A 19,581-nucleotide genomic window follows, 5' to 3' on the forward strand; every position below is an offset into this window, starting at 1 on the left:
GGAATATTCCGACGTTTTGGAGAAAAAGATCGAATATTCATTCCATTTTGCGCTTGAGGAAGCCTCACGCTTTCGATAATTAAATGCGCAGTCTGAATTTAATTCGCGGCTTAAAGCGCAGCATAGGAGCGGAACATGCGATTGAGGGTTGGCCTAGTTGGGCTTGGGGAAGTGGCGCAACTGATGCACATTCCGACGCTTCACAAGCTGCAGGAACAGTTCGAGCTTACCGCCGTCCACGATGTTTCGCCGTCGGTGCTGGCGCGGGTGGCCGATCATTGGAAAATCGCCAAGCGCTATGACACGGCGGCGGCGCTGTTTGCCGATTCTGAGATCGACGCCGTGCTGATCCTCAGCCCCGATCAGCACCACGGCGAGCAGGCAAGGGCGGCGATCGCTGCCGGCAAGCATGTGTTCATTGAAAAGCCGGCCTGCCTGACGGCGGCTGATCTGGAAACGCTCGTCGCCGCCGAAGTGGCATCCGATCGTGTCGTCATGGTTGGTTACATGCGCCGCTTCGCACCGGCCTTCATGGCGGCCAAGCAGGAGTTGGCGAGCTTTGGGCCGATTTCCTATGTCCGCGTCCGCGACGTGATCTGCGAAGGACCATGGTTCTTCAATCAGACCGACAAGGTCGTCACGCCGAGCGGCGATATTCCAGCCGCGCTGATCGATGAAAGCCGGGCGCTTCGCAAGGCGATGATGGACGCCATGTGCGGCGCCGATGCGCCGGCGATCGTCAGGCGTGGTTATGAAGTCATGACCGGGCTTTGCTCGCACTCATTGTCGGCCATGCGCGATCTCCTGGGCGGCTCGCCCAAGCGGGTCCTCGGCGCGCAGTTGTCGCAGAATGGCGAACAGCTGACGGCCATGTTCGACTATGGCAGTTTCACCGCTATCTACGAATGCCTCATCGACGATATCGCGCGCTTCGATGCCGGTATCGAAGTGTTCTCGAAGAACAAGCGCCTGAATTTCCGCTACAACACGCCGTATCTGCGCAATCTGCCGATGACACTGGAAGTGCAGGAAAGCACCGCCGACAGCAATCTCGTGCGCACTCTTGGGCCATTCCACAAGGACGCATTCCAGATCGAACTCGAGGCCTTCCATGCCTCGATCGCAAACGGTGCACCAAACCGTACGCCGCCGTCAGACTCCAGAGAGGACATCGAGCTCTTCTCGAAAATCCTTGCAGTGGCCAAGTCGACGCTTGCGGAGTAGGCGCCCATATAACTGCTCCTGAAAGGTGGTTTGCTTCTAACGTATCTAGTCGGCACCTGCCTCTGGCATAGGATGCATTGCTATCGGTCTTGATAGTTGGTCACATCCCCCTTCATAGTGATTCAATCTATGAAGGGGATATTGATGTCAGCCTCCGGTGCTCGGTGCCCCGTACTCGAAATCACACTCGCTGTATTCGAGGGCAATGTGGTATATTGGCTAGCCGCTGACCGATAGACGCTGCCCGGCCTTGGCCAATTGCTCCTCGAGCTCAATACGTCTTTCTGCTCCGATGTCGATCGGGATCACCAGGCATATTGTCGCTTCGACAACTCCCCGAACACCGACAATTGGTGCCGCGAGGCACTGACTGAAGCTGTTGATCAGACCCGTGGTGACAACGATTTTCCGGCCGCCGGAGTTTCGGCAATCGGCGATGAAGTCGTCGATCGCGACCGTGCGTCCGTCTGGAAGGATAAGATCTTCCAGAGTGATCAGCTGCTTGATCTCCGCGTCTGTGAGGTGAGCAAGAAGCAGCCGGCCGGATGCAGTCCACGGAATGGGAATTTGCGCTCCCACTTCAGAGCTGATGCCCATCGGGCGAGAGCCGGCATGGGTGTGAACAATCGCCTGCCTGTTTCGGTAGAGCACGCAAAGTTCACCTGTTTCGCCTGTCGCGCGCGACAACCGATCGACTTCCGCCGTGCCACGGCGCACCAGATCGTTCTCGCGTATATAGTTAGTGCCGTAGAGATACATCAGCTTGCCGAAGAAGACCTTGTTGTCATCGCCGCTGACCTCGAGCATCCCGGATTCCGTCAACACCCTCACCAATTCGTAGATCGTCGAGCGCGGTGCGCCGAGCGCCTTGGGCAATTCGGCCACGCGAACCGGATGTCCATGCGCGTCGAGGAAGGCAAACAGCTTCAGTATGCGGTCGATGCCGCGCTCTCGGCCATTCTGGTCACCAGGTTGGGCCAGCCCTTGATCAAGATTCAGATTCATTACGCACAGCTCTTCTTTCGCAGTTGCCAATCACTGGCCTTCGTTATATCGTCCTAAATACGGGACTATTGTCCCATATACCAGACAAAAATAATAGGAGCGCAAAGCTCTTTGGGAACTTTAGCAAAAATCGGAGGTCGCCATGAGCGATAATTCGCAGCGCAGAGATTTCTTGAAATTGGGCATGGGCAGCATCGCAATCGCGGGCGCCGCTGCCAGCATGGTCGCAGTCAGCGGCAAGCAGGCCGCGGCACAATCGGCCAGCGACAGCCTGCTCCGTACGATCATCGACCGCGGTCATCTGATCGTCGGTACCGGCAGCACCAATGCGCCGTGGCACTTTGAAAATGACGCCGGCGAACTGGTCGGCATGGATATCACTATGGGCCGCATTCTCGCCAAGGGCCTGTTCGATGACGCGACCAAGGTTGAATTCGTCAAGCAGGATGCTGCCCAGCGTGTGCCGAATGTCGTGACTGGGAAGGTCGACATCTCGATCCAGTTCATGACGATGTCATCGCAGCGCGCGCAGCTCGTAAACTTCTCGCGGCCCTACTACGTCGAAGGCGTGGCGCTTCTCACCCGGCCTGATGCAGACAACAAGACCTTCGACAAACTTCTGGCCGGCGGCAGTGCGACGCGCGTCTCCATTCTCCAGAATGTCGACGCGGAATCCGGTGTCCATAAGGTTCTCCCGGATGCGCAGGTCATGCAGATCGACACACAGGCCAATGTGCTGCAGGCCCTGGAAGCAAAGCGCGTCGATGCTGCCGCAGTCGATCTTTCCACAGTCCGGTGGCTGGTGTCGCGCGATCCGAACCGTTATTTCGACGCCGGCAAGACCTGGAACGCCATGCTTTACGGCGCGGCGCTGAAACAGGGCGATCTCGACTGGCTGCAGTTTGTCGATTCATGCTTCACGATCGCCATGTTCGGCCATGAGAACGAACTTTACGACGCCGGCTTCAAGGATTTCTTCGGGCTGGAGCCGCCGGTTCGCAAGCCGGGTTTCCCCACGATCTGACGATTGTTGCAGGGCGTCGCTCGTCGTCGCGGCGTCCTGCCTTCTCCTCACTAGAATCGTCAAAGGATGCGTCGCTGAATGGGGTATCACCTCAATTTCAACCTGATCTGGCGCCACTTCGACAAACTGTCGAATGGTCTGCTCTTGAGTGTCGAGCTGGCGATCATTTCGATCGCTATTGGTGCGCTGATCGGCCTGATCCTTGCGATCTGCTATGTCTCCGCAGGCCGTGCGGTTCGAGCGCTGATTGCTGCCTATGTGGAGTTCGTCCGAAACGTTCCGCTGATACTGCTCGTCTATCTCGTATTCTATGGCCTGCCAACGGCAGTCGACATCGCCTATAGTCCGACAGTCTCATTCATTCTTACCCTGTCGCTCTATGCCGGTGCCTATCTCGTGGAGGTATTTCGCTCCGGTCTGGAGGCCGTACCGCGCGGACAGATCGATGCGGGGAAGGCAATCGGCCTGACGCCGTGGCAACGACTGCTCCATGTGCGACTGCCAACGATGACGCGCATCACCTTGCCGGCATTGTCGAACACCTTCATTTCCCTGTTCAAGGATACCTCTGTCGCCTCGGTTATTGCCGTTCCAGAGCTTACATATGGCGCGCAGTGGATCAATTTCAGCACATTTCGGATCATCGAAGTCTATCTGATTACAACCGTCCTCTACCTCGTCACCGGTTATGTGATCCTGTTTGGGCTGCGCCAGATGGAACGTTATTTTCGAGTGGAGCGCTAGATGCAGCAAGTTATCTACGCCATCCCCTTTCTGCTGCATGGTCTATACATAACCCTGCTGGTATCGGCGATTGTCATCTGTGTATCACTCGTCCTGGGTGTTGTTCTGGGGGCAGGCCTGGTCTACGGACCACGGCCCATCGCTATCCTGGTCCGGCTTTTCAGCGATTGCATCCGCGGGATCCCCATCCTCGTTCTGATCTTCTTCGTCTACTATGTGTTTCCGCAACTCGGGCTCGATCTGAGCGCATTCTGGGCGGCAATCGTCGCGCTTTCACTTTTCAAGACGGCGCAGGTGGTCGAATATTTCCGTGGCGCGGTAGTTTCCATTCCGCGCGGGCAGATGGAAGCCGGCATATCGATCGGCCTGATATTCCGCGACCGGCTGCGTTATGTCATCTTTCCGCAGGCGCTGCGCCGCTTTCTGCCGCCGTGGATCAACGGTGTTACGGACGCCATAAAGGGCAGCGCGCTCGTCTCGCTGCTGGGCGTCGTCGACCTCATGCAGGCAATCAATCAGGTCATCGGGCGGACCTATGAGCCGATGCCGCTCTATATTCTAGGCGCGCTGATGTACTTCGCCATCAATTACAGCCTCTCCAGCCTCAGCCGCATGCTGGAGCGCCGCTACTCCTATATCCGGGATTAAGATCATGGCAGAACCCCATCTTCTCGAAATACAAAAGCTGGCCAAATCCTTTGCATCCAATCTGGTGCTGAAATCGGTCGATCTGCATGTTGCCAAGGGTGAAGTCGTCACCATCATCGGCCCCTCGGGCAGCGGCAAAACAACGTTGTTGCGCTGCGTCAATTTTCTCGAGGTCTATAATGGCGGCTCGATCAGGATTGACGGTCGTGAGGTCGGTTACCGTGAAGGCGCTGAACGGCGTAAGCGCAGCGAGGTCGATCTTGCCCGGATGCGCGCGGAAACCGGCATGGTGTTTCAGAGCTTCAATCTGTTCCCGCATTTGACGGCCGCAGAAAACGTCATGCTCGGCCTGCGCCGCGTGCGTCGCAAGCCCCTCAAGGAAGCAAGGGAGATCGCCCTGCACTGGCTAGGGCGCGTCGGGCTTTCTCAGAAGGTTGACAGCCTGCCCTCGGAACTATCGGGTGGGCAGCAGCAGCGCGTCGGGATCGCACGCGCCGTGGCCATGGAGCCCAAAATCCTTCTGCTGGACGAAATCACCTCCGCCCTTGATCCCGAACTCGTCAACGAAGTGCTCGACGTCGTCAAGCAGTTGGCGGCCGAGGGTATGACCATGCTGATGGTGACACATGAAATCGCGTTCGCGCGCGATGCCAGCCACCGCATCATCTTCATGGCCGACGGGATGGTATCCGCACAGGGTTCGCCTGCCGAACTGATGCGGCAAGTCGAAGACAATGAGCGGTTGCGGGCTTTTCTGTCCCGCTTCAGCGCCGCATCGCATATCCATTGACGATCAGGAACACAGATCAATGACATTCACCGACCGCCTGCAATCGCTTGGCCTGGAGATTTTGCCGCCGCCGTCGCCGATCGCCAATTTTCGAAATTTCGTCAGGGTCGGATCGTTGGTCTTCTTGTCGGGGCAGGGGCCTCGTGAAGCCGACGGCCGATTGCACACGGGTAAAGTCGGAACCGACGTCAGCGTCGAAGAGGCGTATCAGCACGCAAGGCTCACCGGCCTCAATCTGCTCTCCGTGGTGGCGGGTGCGGCCAACGGCCTGAACAATGTCAGGCAGATTGTAAAGCTGTTGGGCTTCGTCAACGCCGCCAGTGATTTTACCGACCATCCCGCCGTCATCAACGGCTGTTCGGATCTTTTCGTCAGCATATTCGGCGATGCCGGCCATCATGCGCGCTCGGCGATTGGCGTCGGCTCGTTGCCAAACAATATCAGTGTAGAAATCGAAGCCATCTTTGAGTTGAATGCTTAACTTGCAAAGGTCTCCAGCCATGCCGTCGACACCGCATCAGCTTTCCAACCTGCCCATCCGCGAGAGACTGGGTCTGCGCCCGATCATCAACGTATCCGGAACGATGACGACCCTTGGAGCCTCCATCATCGTACCCGAGGCCATCCAGGCAATGGCCGAAATCGCGCCGCAATTCGTCGAAATGGACGATCTCCAGCGCAAGGCGAGCGCTGTCATAGCCAAATTGACCGGCGGGGAAGCGGGTTTCGTCACGGCATCGGCGGCAAGCGGCATCGCCATGTCCGTGGCAGCAACGATGACCGGCACCGGTCTCCTGGCAATCGAGCGCCTGCCTGACGATACGGAGCGCCTGAAAAACGAGGTGATCGTCCAGCTCGGCCATGTCGTCAATTACGGAGGCGTCATCGACCAGTCGATCCGGCAATGCGGCGCCAAGGCTATTCTGGCGGGCACGGTGAGCGTTGCGCAGGCCTATCACGTGGCCGACGCGATTAACGAGAAGACGGCTGCCGGCCTCTACGTCGTTGCCCATCACACCGTGCAATACGGCATGCTTTCTCTGCCCGAGTTTGTCGAGATCTGCCACGCCAAAGGCGTGCCTGTCATCGTCGATGCGGCTTCGGAATACGATCTGCGCCGCTTTCTGGAGGAAGGCGCGGATCTGGTGGTCTATAGCGGACACAAGTTCCTCGGAGGCCCGACGAGCGGTATCGTCGCCGGGCGCAAGGATCTCGTTCGGGCAGGCTATCTGCAGAACCGCGGTATCGGGCGCGGCATGAAGGTTGGCAAGGAAAGCGTCGCCGGTGTCATGGCCGCGCTCGAAGCCTGGGCGGTGCGTGACCACGACGGCATTCGTGCTCGCGAACAGTCTGCGCTTGATCTGTGGCTCACTTCACTATCGACCCTCAAGGGTCTCGCGGTCAGGATCGTGCCCGATCCCACGAATAATCCGCTCGACCGGATCGAGATCAAGGTGCTGCCGGAAAGCGGCTATTCCGCCAATGGCCTCGCAATAGCTCTGGCCGCAGGTACACCTCCGATCATCGTGCGCAACCATGAGGTCGAGCGCGGGCATTTCTTCCTCGATCCTTGTAACCTGCATCCGGGTGAGGAGCACATAGTCGCGGAACAGATTGCCAAGCTGCTGAACCAGAAAGAACGTCCCGAGGGCGCCATGGCACGACCGGTGAAATCCACGGCGAGCGCGCTGAGGTGGCCCGACTAGAGCAATTGCAGGTAAGGTGCAAAGCGACTTTCCGTCCGGAGTTACGGAAAGGCAACAAGCAAAATCCGGTCAGCAAAATCCGTTGAGTTTAAGGATCTTATGCGCCTCGATCGACGCCCGAAGTTGATCTTCGGACGTGCGGTCGCCTTGGTTGGCGTCCGGATGGTGCATCTTGAGCCGTTCCTTGTAGCGGCTTCTGATTTCCTCCGGCGTTGCGTCGGGGGAGAGCCCCAGCGTCTCAAATGCCTTGGCTTCCAGCACTTTGAGTTTGCGCATTTGCAGATCGGCTTTTTGCGCCTGGCGTTGCGCCGCGGTCTTGCGGGCATTCAATGCTTTGGCAGAACCGGAACGGACATTGCCGGGGAGCGGAGTCTCTGAAGCCTGATTGACGCTGGTCCCCCAGGTCTGGCGGCCACCGGCAGCCGCTTCCCTCTGATAGCGGGCAACGTCCTTGTCGGAGAGGTCGGTGGAGAAATTGTATCCCTTGTTATACTCCTTCACGTGCTCAAGACAGAAGAGCAGGTAAAGGCCTTCCGCATCCCGCCCGACCGGGGCGCGGTGCGCACCATGCTTGTCGCAACCGTCCCATTGGCATTTGGGACCAGTGGGTTCACTTTGCGCAGCGGGCTTCTTGCGAGTCGACCGGAGGCCAACGAATATCTTCGAATCAAGCGTCATGGTGCCCTATATGGCCGCCATGCTTCGTTTCGGCAAGAAATAGCGTAGTGTCTGTCCACGGATTCTGAGCAATCCATTGGTTTATTGAGGCGTAACCAATGTGGCGGACTGCCGCTTGGCCAAAATCAGGAGAGCGGAACCGCTTCTGGTAGCTTTGGCCGCAGGATCACATCCGGACACGAGATCTCAATGCGATCCGCCTTGTTTGGACGGACCCCGCGTCGCCAAGACCGTCAGCTACTCCCCGAACGAAACTCATTCGGCAAGTGGTAGACGCTTAGCGAGCTTATGCTCTCGACGCTGTCTGGCTCAGATATCAATGCCGTTGGCTTTGCAGCGATCTCGCACATCTGCCGCCGATTGATCCGTCTGCCCATAGGCCATCAGGTTGAAGATGGTGATGCTCTGGCCACCAAACTGACTTTGGACGAGCGTTCCGATGTAAAGAGCATTCGGATTGTCCTTGCCGAGGTTCGCCGTACCGCAGGCATATGTCGCTCCGCCAGCCGCCGACCGAGCTTTGCCGCCGTTAACTGCCACTTGCTTCAGCGAGAGAGACTTTTGAAAGCCGTTTTGTACAGCGTTGGTTTCCTCTTGGCTCAACGGACGCTCGGATGAGGGCGGCGCCTCAGGGGCGGGTTTCAGTCCGTGGCACGATGCCAATAGGGTGCATACCAATATCGAGATGGTTCTTTTCATATTTCTCCTCCCAGAAACCCCTTTTGGATACAGGAGAGAGAGAAATTGCTCAACCTGTGTTGAACAATGGCACTTGCCGAGTTCGCACAAAAATAGGCGAGACAGCTTGTTCCATGGGTCTGGCTCGCCGGCAGACACCAAATTTGTCATGGCTGAATATCCATGCGTCGCGGAGTTCCGAGGAGACGCAGCCAAGCCTATAGCGAGGAGGTCGCCTGCGATCTTATCTCGTCCGCGATCGGATGGAGAGTGTCGACCGGGGCCGATCCGACAAGGCTGAAACCCATGCCATTGTCAGCCCAGCTCCATCCTCCAATCGATCCTTCGGAATATTCGGCCATCGGCTTGTTTTGGTCGATCAGCATGCGACGCGAAAGCATGACCAGGCGCATGCCCTTGTCGTCGTCATACATGAACAGCACGCCCGGGCCATGTGTCGTTGGCACCACGCGCGCACCCATCAGACGGTATCCCGCCTTGCTGAGATCCGGAACGATGGCGCTTGGTCCGAGCGTCGCAGACACGAGCTGCGCCATGGAGCCAGTCCCGTCGGCGCGCACTTCCACGGGGCGGAGCTTGTCGGGGGCGAACACCCTGTAGCTCGCCGAGGCCTCCTGTGCGAGCGCCGCAACGCCTTCGGTCGGAGGTAGAGAATAGCCTCTCATCGTCCAGCCGCCGGCCGCGCCCACGACAATCAGCACGACCGCTGCCGCAGCCATATGCAGATATTGCCGGGAGAATGACCTCTTACGTCCAGCGGCGATGTTGGAAAGGTTCAACCTGCTCGGGACGGGTTCGTGGGCGACAGGATCCATGGCCGCTCTCAATGCGGAAGCGTGCCTCTCATAGGCGGAAACGCGGGCTGCGGCATCTTCATTCGTCAGCAGATATTCGGCGACCTCCTGCCGCCGCTCCACATCGAGCGCGCTGTCGACGAAGGCCTGAAGATCGTCCTCGGTGATCGGTCTCTTGGTCATTTTACCCTCCGTATATGCGTCACTCCAGACAAGGTGTTGGAGGGTGGCCTCTCGAGAAGTATCCGCAGCTGTTCGCGTGCCCGTGACAGCCGCGACATCACCGTGCCTATTGGAACGCCGAGAACCTCCGCAGCCTCTGCGTAGGTCAGATCCTCGACCGAAATCAACAGCAGGATGCTGCGCTGATCATGGGGTAGCCGTTCTATGGCGGCGATCACGTCATGGCTGAACACCGTCTGCTCTTGCGTCGGTGCACCGGTGTCGTTCGTTGCCGGCACGTCCTCGATGGGAACATTTTTTCCACGCCGTTGTATCTGGCGTATCTTGTTGACTGCCAGATTATGGAGGATCGCAAACATCCAGGATCGAGGATCATCATTGCGGCGCCGGTGCCAGTTTGCGACGATCTTCTCCAGGCAATCCTGAACGATATCGTCAGCGGTCTCGACATCGCGAACGAGACCGCGCGCATAGCGTCTCAGCGCCGGGATCATCGGTTCGACCTGTGCAAGCATATCGTCCATGTCAACGATCTCCATTGGACCTGCGTCACGGGACGCAGGTCCATTTCGGCATCAATCAGCCTGCACCTGCAGCACCCGCTCCGGCTTGCCATCGACCGAGGCGGCGACGACCAGATATCGCCGCTCGTCCTTGTGCTTGGCCTCTACAATCTGCCGGATCGGCCCGACGGCATTGACGATTGCCGACCCCGCCGGATTGGTCATGAAGTTTGCAAGTCCCTCCAGTGGCCCGCTACCGTCAGCCTTGTCGGACAGAGCAAGGACATAGGGCTTCTTCGGTTCAAGTCCCGTAACCGAGGCCTGCAGCACCTGAGTCAGGCCCTGGTCGAACAGGGACACACTCGTCGGAGCCTTGTCTTTCGAGCCTTTCGGAGCGAGTGTCAGATGCGCCGCTTCGCCGGCCTTGCCGAGCGGCACGAGGTTCTGTGTTCCATCCCCTTCCGGAACCGCGTTCGGAACATAGGCAACGGCTTGCGGTGCCTGGCCGATCGGAATATTGGCGATTACCTTGTTGGCGAGCGTGTCGATGACCGCAAATGCATCGGCATTTTCCAGGCCGACATAGACGCGGGTGCCGTCACCCGATGGCCAGATGCCATGCGGAAGATTGCCGACCGGTATTGTTGCGACCTGCTCGAAGGTGTCGGTGCGGAAGACCTTGACCTCGTTCAAGCCGCCGACCGTCACATAGGCGAAGTTGCCGTTCTTGTTGGTAACGAGATTGACGTGGTTCGTGATCGGACCGGTGTCGATGGTCTTGATCAGATCGAAGGGCGCTTGCGCGTTGAAGACCTGGGTCTTGCCGACGTCCTTCAAGGTGAACCAGACCTGCTTACCGTCGGGAGAGGCGGCGATGTTCGGGCAGAAGGGGCTTTCCTGCTTTACATGACCAACGATCTGATGATCGGCGACGGAAACCACAACAGTCTCCGGATTGAATGACGAGCAGATATAGCCGTACTTGCCGTCAGGAGAGAAGATCTGCATCCCCGGACCTGCCGGCACCTTGATCTGCATCTTCTCCTGGAAGGTGGCGGCGTCGATGACCGAGATATAGTCCTCACCGCGAACCGTGACCCAGACCTCCTTGCCATCGGGTGTAAAGAACGCTTCATGCGGCGATCGCCCGACATAAGTCGTGTGCTTGACGGTATTGGTCGCCGTGTCGATGAAGGTGACAGAGTTCGACCCGATGGACACGACGGCCAATGTCTTGTGGTCGGGCGAGAAGCCCATGCCGTGTACCAGCACCTGGCCTTTATATAGCGGGCTGAAATTGCCGGGCTGTGGGTCGCCGAGCTTGATGACGCCGAGCAGCTTGTTTGTGGAGGGATCGCTCACCGAAACCGTGTTCGAAAACTGTTCGGCCGCATACACGCGGTCCTTGCTGCTGATCGCAATATCAGGATCGGAAGAGGAGGCCGGTGCCTGGCCTGCAAAGGCGGCCAATGGGGAGAGGATGCTGCCTGCGAGCAGCAGCGCTGCGAAGGATCTACGTATCATTGGGCAAGCCTTTCGTCACATCTTCATGTTCGGATCCATGGATCCGGCGGGGGCGGTTTTCGGGGAGACTTGTGTTGGGGCAGGAGCGGAGGGCGGAAGGGCGTCGCCGATCGCAAGCTTCATCGCTGCGATCTCCTGCTGCTGGTCGACGATGATTTCCTGTGCGATGCGCTTCAACTGCTCGTTCTTGCCGTATTTGAGTACGGCCACGGCCATATCGATCGCGCCCTGATGATGAGGGGTCATCATCGCGACGAAATCGTGGTCGACGTCGCCGCTGGGTTTGACCTCCATGTCCGCCATCATCTTGTCCATCGCGGCATTGTTTTCAGCGAGATAGGCCGCTTCAGGGCTGTCCGCCGGTGTCGGGGAGGGATCCTGGGCCAAGGCCGTGCAGGCTCCTGCTGTTGCCAGGATGACGGCGGCAAGGATGGCTACGGGTTTTCGGGGGAACCTTATCGTCATCTGTCTTTCCTTGTTGTTGCATTGGAGTAGACAGCGGAGGTGGCGGCTTATTCCATCGAATGAGAAAAAATCTTATCGAGACCCTCACGACGGCTTTCTCATGCCGGCAGGCGGGGTCCTCAGAATGCCGGCGATTCCCAGGAGTTGGTGGAACGGTATCTGGCAATTCCGCTTGACTGGGGTCTCTCCCCACAGATTAAGCTGCCCGCGACGAGATGATAACAAATATCGAATTGCCCATGACCGGACACGATCTTCTTTCCGCGATTTCCCTGCTGATCGTTTTGGCGCTTTGTTTGTCGGTATTGATATTTCACGCTTCTACGGGGGTTCCGCCACTATCCTCGAATGCTGCCGAAACTGCGGACGTTGTCGCCTTGTTGAAGCAGGCTGATTTGCCGGAACAGTCGATCGTTTATGAGCTTGGCTCCGGCTGGGGCTCGCTCGTCATCGCGCTGGCGCGAGCTTTTCCGAGCGCTCACATCCGGGGCATCGAGATATCGCCGCTTCCCTATTGGATCTCGCGGTTTCGCACCCGGAACTTGCCCAATGTGCTTCTGCACAGGGGCAGTTTCTACAACTTCGATCTCTCGGACGCGCATGCGGTGACGTGCTACCTGATGATCAAGCCGATGCCGAAGCTGGCAGGCTTGCTTGATCGTATGCTCAAGCCTGGAACGCCGGTCGTGTCGCTTTCCTTCTGGTTCCGGGATAGGGAAGTTGCGGCTTCCAGGAAAAGCTCAGGGCTTCTTGGCGCGACTGCCCTGTATTACTGGCCGGCACGCAAAGCCGATCGCTGACAGAAGGCCTGCGATGGCAGGAGCGCCAAGATGATTCGGCGCCTTCGCAATTTACTTGGGCAACTCAGCCGACAGGCTCTGGTACCGCGTCAACGGACGCAATTTCCTGTCGATAGCGCTTTGATTTAGTGGAGATGCAATCCCGAAATCCGAGCAGCGAACCTATCTTTTCGCGGATCACGGCGAGGTGGTCCGGAAGAAATTCGATCGCTTGTTCTTTGGAGGGCGGCGTGTCCCGATAGGTTTTTCAAGAGCGGTCAGATTTCTTTCAGCAAAAAGCTGGGCCGTTGCGCACCGCGAATCTTCTCTATCGTGTCGAGGGCCGCGTGATGGTCATCATAACAAATTTCGCTGCCCGAATCGCGAGGGCGGCGAAAGGCTTGGAGTCAAACTCCGCCACTGATGCCATCATCAAGACGCAACAGAGCAATTCCCCATTTGACAATGGAGATCAGTTCCCTGTCCTGCAGGCAAAGGCTATCTCGGGCGCTAGGAAGTCATATCCGTGGGATACGAAAATCCGTCGCCCGATCGCCGTTAGCGGCCCGAAGCTCTTGCCTTCTTGGGAGCCGAAATGCCGCTTTCCCGCTCAAGCTTCTTGCGAGCGAGCTTGCGGACACGCCGGATACCCTCGGCCTTTTCACGGGCGCGCTTTTCGGAAGGCTTCTCAAAACGCTCCCGAAGCCGTGCTTCGCGGAAAACGCCTTCGCGCTGCAGCTTCTTCTTCAAGAAGCGGAGTGCTTGCTCAACATTGTTATCACGTACCAGAACTTGCATTCTAAACTCCAAAGATCGTGGCGCCTTATTAGATGTATGTGTATCGATGATCAAGGCCTGTAAGGCAGTTCGCCGAGATTATCTGTCGTGATGGCTCTCTCCGGCGTATTCGCAGCTCGCTCGCGGCTGTCCCGCAGAGACTGCAGGCCCGAAAACCCTAGGCGCCAAGGGGTTTGTAGCCGCACCCGGACAGGAAAAAGGATGCCGCGTCGCGGGCATGCTGCTCCATCTGCGTCTTGATCGGCGTCAGGTCTGCGTGGAAAAGCGAGGACATCATCATCGGCAGCAACACCAGATCGATGAAGCGGCGAGTCGTTTCCGCAAGATTGTTCGGTGTAAAAGCCGGGAGAGATCTGATCTCTTCGGCTTCCGCCAGTTCGGCGACGAGCTTCATCACCGTTGCGGTTCCATGCGCGCGCATGGCGTAGTGAATGGTGGTCGCCAGCTCCGGATGGCGCGTCGCTTCGCCCATCACGCTACGCATGAGCCCGATGGTCTCGTCCTTGATGGCGCGCTGCACGATCAGGATACCCGCGGTCTGAAAGCGTTCCAGAATACTGCCTGACGTCGTGGACGCCGTCATCTCGCTGGACTTCTGCACCCAGCGCGAAACCACCTCTCTGAACAGGAGCTCCTTGCTGGTGAAGCGGTTATAGATGCTCGGCTTCCCGGCTCTGGCAACTTCGGCGATCTCGTCAATGCTGGCGCCTTCGTAGCCACGAGCGATGAAGACCTGAAGTGCTGCCTGCAGGATCCGGTCTTCGACTTCCCCAGCCTTTTCCAGCGGCGGACGACCACGCCGAGGCGTGTCTAGCTCCAGCTTCATGATCTTGGATTTGGTCGTTTCTCTCGCCAAAGCGGGCCTCACCGATTTTTGATTGGTGTGAATGCGGGTCACTGCCTCCGAGGCTCTTGACTAGCATTCCGATCGGATCTACGTCAATAATTAAATGAAACGTTTCGTTTCTTTTATTGTGTCGCGACGAACGAGGTTCAACATGAGCGCGCATCAGGATGAGACTTTTGGAAAGCTGATCGTATTGGAGCCGAAGACCGGCGGTGCGGCGGCAAATACTGAGCAAGACGACATCGCGGCTCGGCAGGAGCGAGCGGAGGCGCCACTTACCGGCGATCAGGCTCACGTCGGTGACGATGCCGGGCGCGCAGGGCAGGCTTCCGAGACGGAAGAAGCCACGGACAAACCCTCTCGCCGCCTGAGGATGCTTCTGATCGGCGGAAGCGCGCTGGCTGTGGCGGTGGTTGCAGGCTATATATATTGGGATAACGGCGCGCATTATGAAAACACGGACGACGCCTTTATCGCTGCCCGTCAATATGCCGTGACCTCAAGGGTATCAGGTTATATTTCTTCGGTCGCCGTGACCGATAACCAGCATGTGGCCGCAGGCGATGCGATCGCCCGGATCGACGACCGGGATTACCGTACCTCCCTGGAACAGGCGCAGGCGCAGGTCGCCGCTGCACAGGCCAATCTGCAAAATACCCAGGCGCAGAAGCAGGTGCAGCAGGCGAATGTCGAACAGGCCAAGGCCCAGATTGAGCAGGCCAAGGCCAATCTCGTCTTTGCCCAGCAACAGGATAGTCGCTACCAGACGATGATGAAAAGCGGCTCCGGCACGCTTCAGGAAGCGCAGCAATATACGTCGCAACTGCACCAGCAGGAGGCAGCGCTCAACACCGACCAGGCGTCGCTGACCGCAGCGCAGCGCCAGCTCGATGCTTATGGCCCTCAGATCGCCAGCGCCGAGGCAACCGTGAAACAGGATGAAGCGCAGCTGGATCAGGCCAAGCTCAATCTCTCCTACACGAAAATTTCGGCGGCTCAGCCTGGTCGGGTGGTGCAGCTTTCGGCCGGCGATGGCCAGTATGTGCAGGCGGGAACGAACCTTGCCATGTTCGTGCCGGACAAGCTCTGGGTGACGGCCAACTTCAAGGAAACACAGCTCGATCACATGCGTCCTGGGCAGCCGGTGTCTCTGACGATCGATGCCTATGGCGGACGCACGATCTATGGCCATGTCGCAAGCGTGCAGCCGGGATCGGGAACGGCTTTCTCCCTGCTTCCAGCCGAAAACGCCACCGGCAACTACGTGAAGATCGTGCAGCGCGTACCCGTGAAAATCGAGCTTGATGACGTGCCGAGCGACGTCGCGCTTGGCCCGGGCATGTCTGTCGTGCCCAGCGTGCGCACCGATGCAAGCCCTTCCGTATTGGAAAGCCTGAGGGACCTGCTGTGAGCACGAGCGCTGTTGCCAAACCCTCGGCAACCCCTTGGATCATCGCCATTGTCGTGGCACTCGCCAGTTTCATGGAAGTGCTCGATACGACGATCGCAAACGTTGCCCTGAATTACATTTCCGGCGGTCTTGGCGTCAGCCAGGATGAAGCGTCGTGGGTGGTGACCACCTATCTTGTCTCCAACGCGGTGATCGTGACGGCGACGAGCTATCTCGTGCGCATTTTCGGGCGCAAGACCTTTTTCCTTGCCTGCCTGGCATTGTTTACCATCAGTTCGGTGATGTGCGGCTTTGCGCCCAACCTGCAATTCCTGCTGCTCGCCCGGATATTGCAAGGCATCGGCGGCGGCGGCATGGTCCCGGTCGCGCAGTCCATCCTGGCCGACAGTTTTCCACCGGAAAAGCGCGGGCAGGGCTTCGCCCTGTTCGGGGTGGCCGTCGTTGTTGCTCCTGTCGTCGGACCGACATTGGGCGGCTGGCTCTCCGATAATTTCTCCTGGCATTGGTGTTTCCTGATCAACGGCCCTGTCGGCATACTGACGCTTGCGGCCGTCGCTATTCTGATCAAGGAGCCTGAAGGCAGCGCCGAGGAACGCGTCCGGCTGCGCAAGGAAAAGATTGGTTTCGACTGGATTGGCTTCGGCTTGGTGGCGACCTTCCTGGGTGCGCTGGAGCTGACGCTGGATCGTGGTCTTGAGGACGACTGGTTCGGATCGAACTTCATCATCATGGCGGCTTCAATCAGCGCCCTGGCCTTTGTGCTGATGATCCCGTGGGAGCTGAAACACAAGAATCCCGCCGTCGATATCCGGATGCTGGTCAGCCGGCAATTCGGAACCTGCTTCATAGTCATGATGGCGACGGGCGCGCTGCTGTTGGCGACAACCCAATATCTGCCGCAGCTGGTTCAGCAAAATCTTGGCTACACGGCGACCTGGGCCGGCATGATGCTGTCGCCGGGCGGTGTCGTGACCTTGGTCATGATGTTTGTCGTCGGCATCCTGTCGTCGAAGGTGCAGCCGAAATATCTGATTGCGATCGGAGCCGGCTTTGTTGCCTTCTCTATGTATCGTGTGACCAGCGTCTATAGCGGCATTGGCTTCTGGTATCTTGCCGAGGCTCGCATGCTGCAGGGGATCGGTCTGCCCTTCATCTTCCTGCCGATCACCTCCGCCTCTTATGACGGCATCCCTCCTAGCAAAACCGACCAGGCATCGGCCTTGCTGAATGCGGCGCGCAATACGGGTGGTTCGATCGGCGTGTCGCTGATCTCAAACATCATCACCCATCGGGAGCAATTTCATCAAAGCCGATTGGTGGAGCATGCCATTCCTTCGAATGGAGCCTATCAGGATACGCTGAACCAGGTGACGAACTACTTCGTTGGTCAGGGCAGTTCGCTGGTGGCGGCTCAACAGCAGGCGATTGGCTGGATCAACCAGCAAGTGCAGAGCCAGGCCTCGCTTCTCTCCTACGTCGACGCCTTCTGGGTTCTGACGCTGATTTCTCTCGCGGCTATCCCCCTGGCCCTTACGCTGCGCAATGTAACGCTCGGCAAGAAGGCATCGATGGGGCATTGAATGCATCGTTACAGTCAGGAGCAGGGTTTGGCCGGGTAAAATCATCCTGATACCGGCCGTAAAACCTGCTCCGAGCACTGTGAGTTCGTGCAGACGACGGCATCGGCGCCTTTCCGTCCTTCCCCGCCATTGTTCTGCGAGGGGAGGCTCATCGATGGTGGCAAACAGACTTTATATTCTTGGACAGCGGCGTTATTTCGCAGTCGGATCCTTTGCCTTCCTGTCTTTTGCAATTGCGGCCTCGACCATGCGCAAAAGCCCCTTCAACTCGGGCTCGCGCACCAGGGCGGCTGCTTCATTGGGCTGAAGCCATTTTAGCTGACGCTGGCCATGTTCTGGAAATTGTGCGCTCATTCCGGCAACTTCGAGAAGATGAACCTGCACCACGGATGGCACGGTTTCGCCGGTGTCGAGGGATTTCAGATAGGTGTAGTAGCCGAAGCTTTTCTTGCGGGCTTTTCCACTGACGCCAGCCTCCTCCCAGGCTTCACGCTCGGCGACCTGGTGCGGCAATTTCCGATCCATCGGCCATCCCTTCGGGATAACCCATCGACCGCTTTCGCGTGATGTGATCAGCAGCACTTCCACATCCTGCTTGCCCGGGCGCCATCGATAGCAGATTGCGGCATATTGCTCGATTGTGTGGCCTGTGAAGAGCTTGTCGGCTTCGCTTGCCAATTGTCTGAGGTAGGTCTTCTTTGTCATCTGCTGTCAGGGCTGCATGTGCTGTCAACGTGAATGTGAGCCGTGAAGAAACCCTTCGTGTCGTAGCGCGACCGGGCAGAGTGACCCACCGGGGCGACGGGGCTTGAATTAACCGCCATGGCGATCCTCCCTATGCCTACGCTGCGCGGATGGAGCCGGGCAGCCATATCATCATCAGCTAAAATTCATTAGCCGACTATGTTTCATCTACTTCATGCTATTTGCAAGGCAATTTGTCACAAAACTGTCATAAAACTAACTTTCGTGTTTTATAACAATAAGATAAAGGCCGCGGCTAATTGCCACAAAAGAGTACCTATCCGCCTCTGACGGAATCGCGCCAGATCAAATCGGCCTGTAACGTCAGCGAGCGCCCCTCCGCGACCCCACTTTGCGACAGCCAAGTCACCGCCTCACGCGCGATTGCGACAATCGGCTGGCTGAATGTGGTCAGCCGATAGGAAGACCATGATGCCTGTTCGATATCGTCGAAACCGACGACACAAAGCTGCTGCGGAATGGAGAGCCGGAACTGATGGCGAGCCTCGTCCATGAGACCGCAGGCCAACAGATCCGTCGCACAGAAGACAGCATCCGGGCGCTCTTTCCTGGTCAGCAAGCGCTGCGCCACGATCCGGCCTGCCTCGTATCCGGTCGAACCATATCGCTCGACGGCAACCTCCAGCCCATGTTCCTTTGCTGCGGCGATGAAGCCTTCCTCTCGCGCCATGAGACTTGGCGTTCCCGCTTCCGAATTCGCAAAGGCGAGCCTGGTGCAGCCAGCCCGGACGAACGCCGTCGCGACGCGTCCGGCAGCCTCCCGTTCGTCGAGGTTGATGTGAAGAGGCCCCGACTGATCCTCGTCGCGATTGATGAGGACAAGCCTCTGCCCACTTCGCAGACAGAGCTGTGCAATGGACTTGTCCGGCAATCCCGAGAGGATCACCGATGCATCCGCCCGATATCGGATGGCCTGTTCGAGCGCCCTGTTGACGCTGCCGTCGGAGCGGTCGGTGTTGATCAGCATTGCCACCTTGCCGGCAAGCTGGAGCTGCAGGGTCAGTTCGCGCAACAAAGTCGAGCGATAAGGCGTCGCAACATCGGAAACGATCAGGCAGACAATGCCGCTCTCATTGCGCATCAGGCCGCGTGCCAGATGATTGACCTGATAGCCAAGCTCTTCCGCTGCCTGCAGAACCTTTTGCCGAGTGGCATCCGATACGCTGGCGCCCGGCGTGAAGACGCGGGAGACGGCCGAGCGCGAAACGCCCGCTCGCCGCGCCACCGCATCAGCGCTGACAAAATCTCGTTGCGACAAGCTGCCTCCCACTGTTCGCATTGAATTCAGCACAATTTGCAAACGCGTGCAATATGGGTATCAAGACGCATTTGTGAACTTTTTGTGACAAATCCGATTGACAAGGCGGGATTGGCCATGCAGCATTTGCACACGCTTGCAAAAAGCGCTCGGCGT

Annotated in this window: 21 protein-coding genes; 10 read left to right on the plus strand and 11 right to left on the minus strand. The window is 58.1% G+C overall.

The features are described 5' to 3' along the window. Positions 1-135: 135 nt before the first annotated feature. The gene (locus A6U86_RS30500) at positions 136-1,224 is read left to right on the plus strand and encodes a Gfo/Idh/MocA family protein (RefSeq protein ID WP_068399525.1); all 1,089 of its coding nucleotides are present in this window, start codon (positions 136-138) and stop codon (positions 1,222-1,224) included. Positions 1,225-1,443: 219 nt separating this feature from the next. On the opposite strand, the gene A6U86_RS30505 is transcribed toward A6U86_RS30500, so the two are convergent. Beyond that, positions 1,444-2,229 (minus strand): IclR family transcriptional regulator, encoded by a 786-nt coding sequence (locus A6U86_RS30505; protein ID WP_068399528.1) that lies wholly within the window; start codon positions 2,227-2,229, stop codon positions 1,444-1,446. A 142-nt stretch (positions 2,230-2,371) separates the two neighbouring features. Here A6U86_RS30505 and A6U86_RS30510 point away from each other — a divergent pair, with 142 nt between their 5' ends. The 6 genes from A6U86_RS30510 to A6U86_RS30535 all read left to right on the plus strand — a co-directional run bounded on the left by A6U86_RS30510 (position 2,372) and on the right by A6U86_RS30535 (position 7,141). Further along, a complete protein-coding gene (locus A6U86_RS30510; RefSeq protein ID WP_068399531.1) occupies positions 2,372-3,253 on the plus strand; it encodes a transporter substrate-binding domain-containing protein in 882 nt (293 codons plus the stop codon). Between the two features lie 78 nt (positions 3,254-3,331). Continuing rightward, on the plus strand, positions 3,332-3,997 hold the full coding sequence (locus A6U86_RS30515; RefSeq protein ID WP_068399533.1) for an amino acid ABC transporter permease: 666 nt from the start codon (positions 3,332-3,334) through the stop codon (positions 3,995-3,997). Next, positions 3,998-4,645, plus strand: coding sequence for an amino acid ABC transporter permease (locus A6U86_RS30520; protein WP_068399536.1), 648 nt, complete (start codon positions 3,998-4,000; stop codon positions 4,643-4,645). Positions 4,646-4,649: 4 nt separating this feature from the next. Beyond that, the gene (locus tag A6U86_RS30525; RefSeq protein ID WP_068399540.1) at positions 4,650-5,435 is read left to right on the plus strand and encodes an amino acid ABC transporter ATP-binding protein; all 786 of its coding nucleotides are present in this window, start codon (positions 4,650-4,652) and stop codon (positions 5,433-5,435) included. A gap of 19 nt (positions 5,436-5,454) precedes the next feature. Further along, on the plus strand, positions 5,455-5,916 hold the full coding sequence (locus A6U86_RS30530; RefSeq protein ID WP_068399543.1) for a RidA family protein: 462 nt from the start codon (positions 5,455-5,457) through the stop codon (positions 5,914-5,916). Positions 5,917-5,935: 19 nt separating this feature from the next. Continuing rightward, complete coding sequence (locus A6U86_RS30535; protein WP_068399546.1) at positions 5,936-7,141, plus strand: aminotransferase class V-fold PLP-dependent enzyme; 1,206 nt, start codon at positions 5,936-5,938, stop codon at positions 7,139-7,141. Between the two features lie 69 nt (positions 7,142-7,210). Here A6U86_RS30535 and A6U86_RS30540 read toward each other — a convergent pair whose 3' ends face one another. The 6 genes from A6U86_RS30540 to A6U86_RS30565 form a co-directional block, all read right to left on the minus strand. Beyond that, a complete protein-coding gene (locus A6U86_RS30540) occupies positions 7,211-7,819 on the minus strand; it encodes a J domain-containing protein (protein WP_068399549.1) in 609 nt (202 codons plus the stop codon). A 309-nt stretch (positions 7,820-8,128) separates the two neighbouring features. Then, a complete protein-coding gene (locus A6U86_RS35370; protein WP_141683849.1) occupies positions 8,129-8,518 on the minus strand; it encodes a hypothetical protein in 390 nt (129 codons plus the stop codon). Between the two features lie 197 nt (positions 8,519-8,715). Next, complete coding sequence (locus A6U86_RS30550) at positions 8,716-9,495, minus strand: anti-sigma factor (protein WP_068399555.1); 780 nt, start codon at positions 9,493-9,495, stop codon at positions 8,716-8,718. Further along, positions 9,492-10,019, minus strand: coding sequence for an RNA polymerase sigma factor (locus A6U86_RS30555; protein ID WP_068399722.1), 528 nt, complete (start codon positions 10,017-10,019; stop codon positions 9,492-9,494). Before A6U86_RS30555 ends, A6U86_RS30550 begins: the two co-directional genes overlap by 4 nt. A gap of 51 nt (positions 10,020-10,070) precedes the next feature. Next, positions 10,071-11,522, minus strand: a complete 1,452-nt coding sequence (locus tag A6U86_RS30560) for a YncE family protein (RefSeq protein WP_068399558.1) — start codon at positions 11,520-11,522, stop codon at positions 10,071-10,073. 15 nt (positions 11,523-11,537) lie between these two features. After that, positions 11,538-11,987, minus strand: coding sequence for a DUF305 domain-containing protein (locus tag A6U86_RS30565; protein ID WP_068399561.1), 450 nt, complete (start codon positions 11,985-11,987; stop codon positions 11,538-11,540). A gap of 239 nt (positions 11,988-12,226) precedes the next feature. Between A6U86_RS30565 and A6U86_RS30570 the strand changes: the two genes are divergently transcribed. After that, positions 12,227-12,787: a class I SAM-dependent methyltransferase gene (locus A6U86_RS30570; protein ID WP_141683850.1), complete on the plus strand. Its 561-nt coding sequence runs from the start codon at positions 12,227-12,229 to the stop codon at positions 12,785-12,787. A 537-nt stretch (positions 12,788-13,324) separates the two neighbouring features. Here A6U86_RS30570 and rpsU read toward each other — a convergent pair. After that, positions 13,325-13,564, minus strand: a complete 240-nt coding sequence (rpsU, locus tag A6U86_RS30575; RefSeq protein WP_003554884.1) for a 30S ribosomal protein S21 — start codon at positions 13,562-13,564, stop codon at positions 13,325-13,327. A gap of 157 nt (positions 13,565-13,721) precedes the next feature. Next, the gene (locus tag A6U86_RS30580) at positions 13,722-14,420 is read right to left on the minus strand and encodes a TetR/AcrR family transcriptional regulator (protein WP_083197039.1); all 699 of its coding nucleotides are present in this window, start codon (positions 14,418-14,420) and stop codon (positions 13,722-13,724) included. A gap of 142 nt (positions 14,421-14,562) precedes the next feature. Here A6U86_RS30580 and A6U86_RS30585 point away from each other — a divergent pair, with 142 nt between their 5' ends. Both A6U86_RS30585 and A6U86_RS30590 read left to right on the plus strand, forming a co-directional pair. Continuing rightward, on the plus strand, positions 14,563-15,822 hold the full coding sequence (locus tag A6U86_RS30585) for an HlyD family secretion protein (protein WP_083197040.1): 1,260 nt from the start codon (positions 14,563-14,565) through the stop codon (positions 15,820-15,822). After that, on the plus strand, positions 15,819-17,402 hold the full coding sequence (locus A6U86_RS30590; protein WP_068399565.1) for a DHA2 family efflux MFS transporter permease subunit: 1,584 nt from the start codon (positions 15,819-15,821) through the stop codon (positions 17,400-17,402). Before A6U86_RS30585 ends, A6U86_RS30590 begins: the two co-directional genes overlap by 4 nt. Positions 17,403-17,594: 192 nt before the next feature. On the opposite strand, the gene A6U86_RS30595 is transcribed toward A6U86_RS30590, so the two are convergent. Next, a complete protein-coding gene (locus tag A6U86_RS30595) occupies positions 17,595-18,107 on the minus strand; it encodes an NUDIX hydrolase (RefSeq protein ID WP_068399568.1) in 513 nt (170 codons plus the stop codon). Between the two features lie 316 nt (positions 18,108-18,423). Beyond that, positions 18,424-19,425, minus strand: coding sequence for a LacI family DNA-binding transcriptional regulator (locus tag A6U86_RS30600; RefSeq protein WP_068399571.1), 1,002 nt, complete (start codon positions 19,423-19,425; stop codon positions 18,424-18,426). Positions 19,426-19,581 lie beyond the last annotated feature (156 nt).

Source organism: Rhizobium sp. AC27/96, from assembly GCF_001692325.1.
Taxonomy (GTDB): Bacteria; Pseudomonadota; Alphaproteobacteria; order Rhizobiales; family Rhizobiaceae; genus Rhizobium.

Bases quoted from the DNA above. Each gene is read 5' to 3' on its own strand.
- A6U86_RS30515 (WP_068399533.1), top strand. From the start codon at position 3,332: ATGGGGTATCACCTCAATTTCAACCTGATCTGGCGCCACTTCGACAAA.
- A6U86_RS35370 (WP_141683849.1), bottom strand. From the start codon at position 8,518: ATGAAAAGAACCATCTCGATATTGGTATGCACCCTATTGGCATCGTGC.
- A6U86_RS30555 (WP_068399722.1), bottom strand. From the start codon at position 10,019: ATGGACGATATGCTTGCACAGGTCGAACCGATGATCCCGGCGCTGAGA.
- A6U86_RS30585 (WP_083197040.1), top strand. From the start codon at position 14,563: ATGAGCGCGCATCAGGATGAGACTTTTGGAAAGCTGATCGTATTGGAG.
- A6U86_RS30525 (WP_068399540.1), top strand. From the start codon at position 4,650: ATGGCAGAACCCCATCTTCTCGAAATACAAAAGCTGGCCAAATCCTTT.
- A6U86_RS30530 (WP_068399543.1), top strand. From the start codon at position 5,455: ATGACATTCACCGACCGCCTGCAATCGCTTGGCCTGGAGATTTTGCCG.
- A6U86_RS30595 (WP_068399568.1), bottom strand. From the start codon at position 18,107: ATGACAAAGAAGACCTACCTCAGACAATTGGCAAGCGAAGCCGACAAG.
- A6U86_RS30570 (WP_141683850.1), top strand. From the start codon at position 12,227: ATGACCGGACACGATCTTCTTTCCGCGATTTCCCTGCTGATCGTTTTG.
- A6U86_RS30535 (WP_068399546.1), top strand. From the start codon at position 5,936: ATGCCGTCGACACCGCATCAGCTTTCCAACCTGCCCATCCGCGAGAGA.
- A6U86_RS30500 (WP_068399525.1), top strand. From the start codon at position 136: ATGCGATTGAGGGTTGGCCTAGTTGGGCTTGGGGAAGTGGCGCAACTG.
- A6U86_RS30540 (WP_068399549.1), bottom strand. From the start codon at position 7,819: ATGACGCTTGATTCGAAGATATTCGTTGGCCTCCGGTCGACTCGCAAG.
- A6U86_RS30550 (WP_068399555.1), bottom strand. From the start codon at position 9,495: ATGACCAAGAGACCGATCACCGAGGACGATCTTCAGGCCTTCGTCGAC.
- A6U86_RS30520 (WP_068399536.1), top strand. From the start codon at position 3,998: ATGCAGCAAGTTATCTACGCCATCCCCTTTCTGCTGCATGGTCTATAC.
- A6U86_RS30505 (WP_068399528.1), bottom strand. From the start codon at position 2,229: ATGAATCTGAATCTTGATCAAGGGCTGGCCCAACCTGGTGACCAGAAT.
- A6U86_RS30560 (WP_068399558.1), bottom strand. From the start codon at position 11,522: ATGATACGTAGATCCTTCGCAGCGCTGCTGCTCGCAGGCAGCATCCTC.
- A6U86_RS30510 (WP_068399531.1), top strand. From the start codon at position 2,372: ATGAGCGATAATTCGCAGCGCAGAGATTTCTTGAAATTGGGCATGGGC.
- A6U86_RS30565 (WP_068399561.1), bottom strand. From the start codon at position 11,987: ATGACGATAAGGTTCCCCCGAAAACCCGTAGCCATCCTTGCCGCCGTC.
- rpsU (WP_003554884.1), bottom strand. From the start codon at position 13,564: ATGCAAGTTCTGGTACGTGATAACAATGTTGAGCAAGCACTCCGCTTC.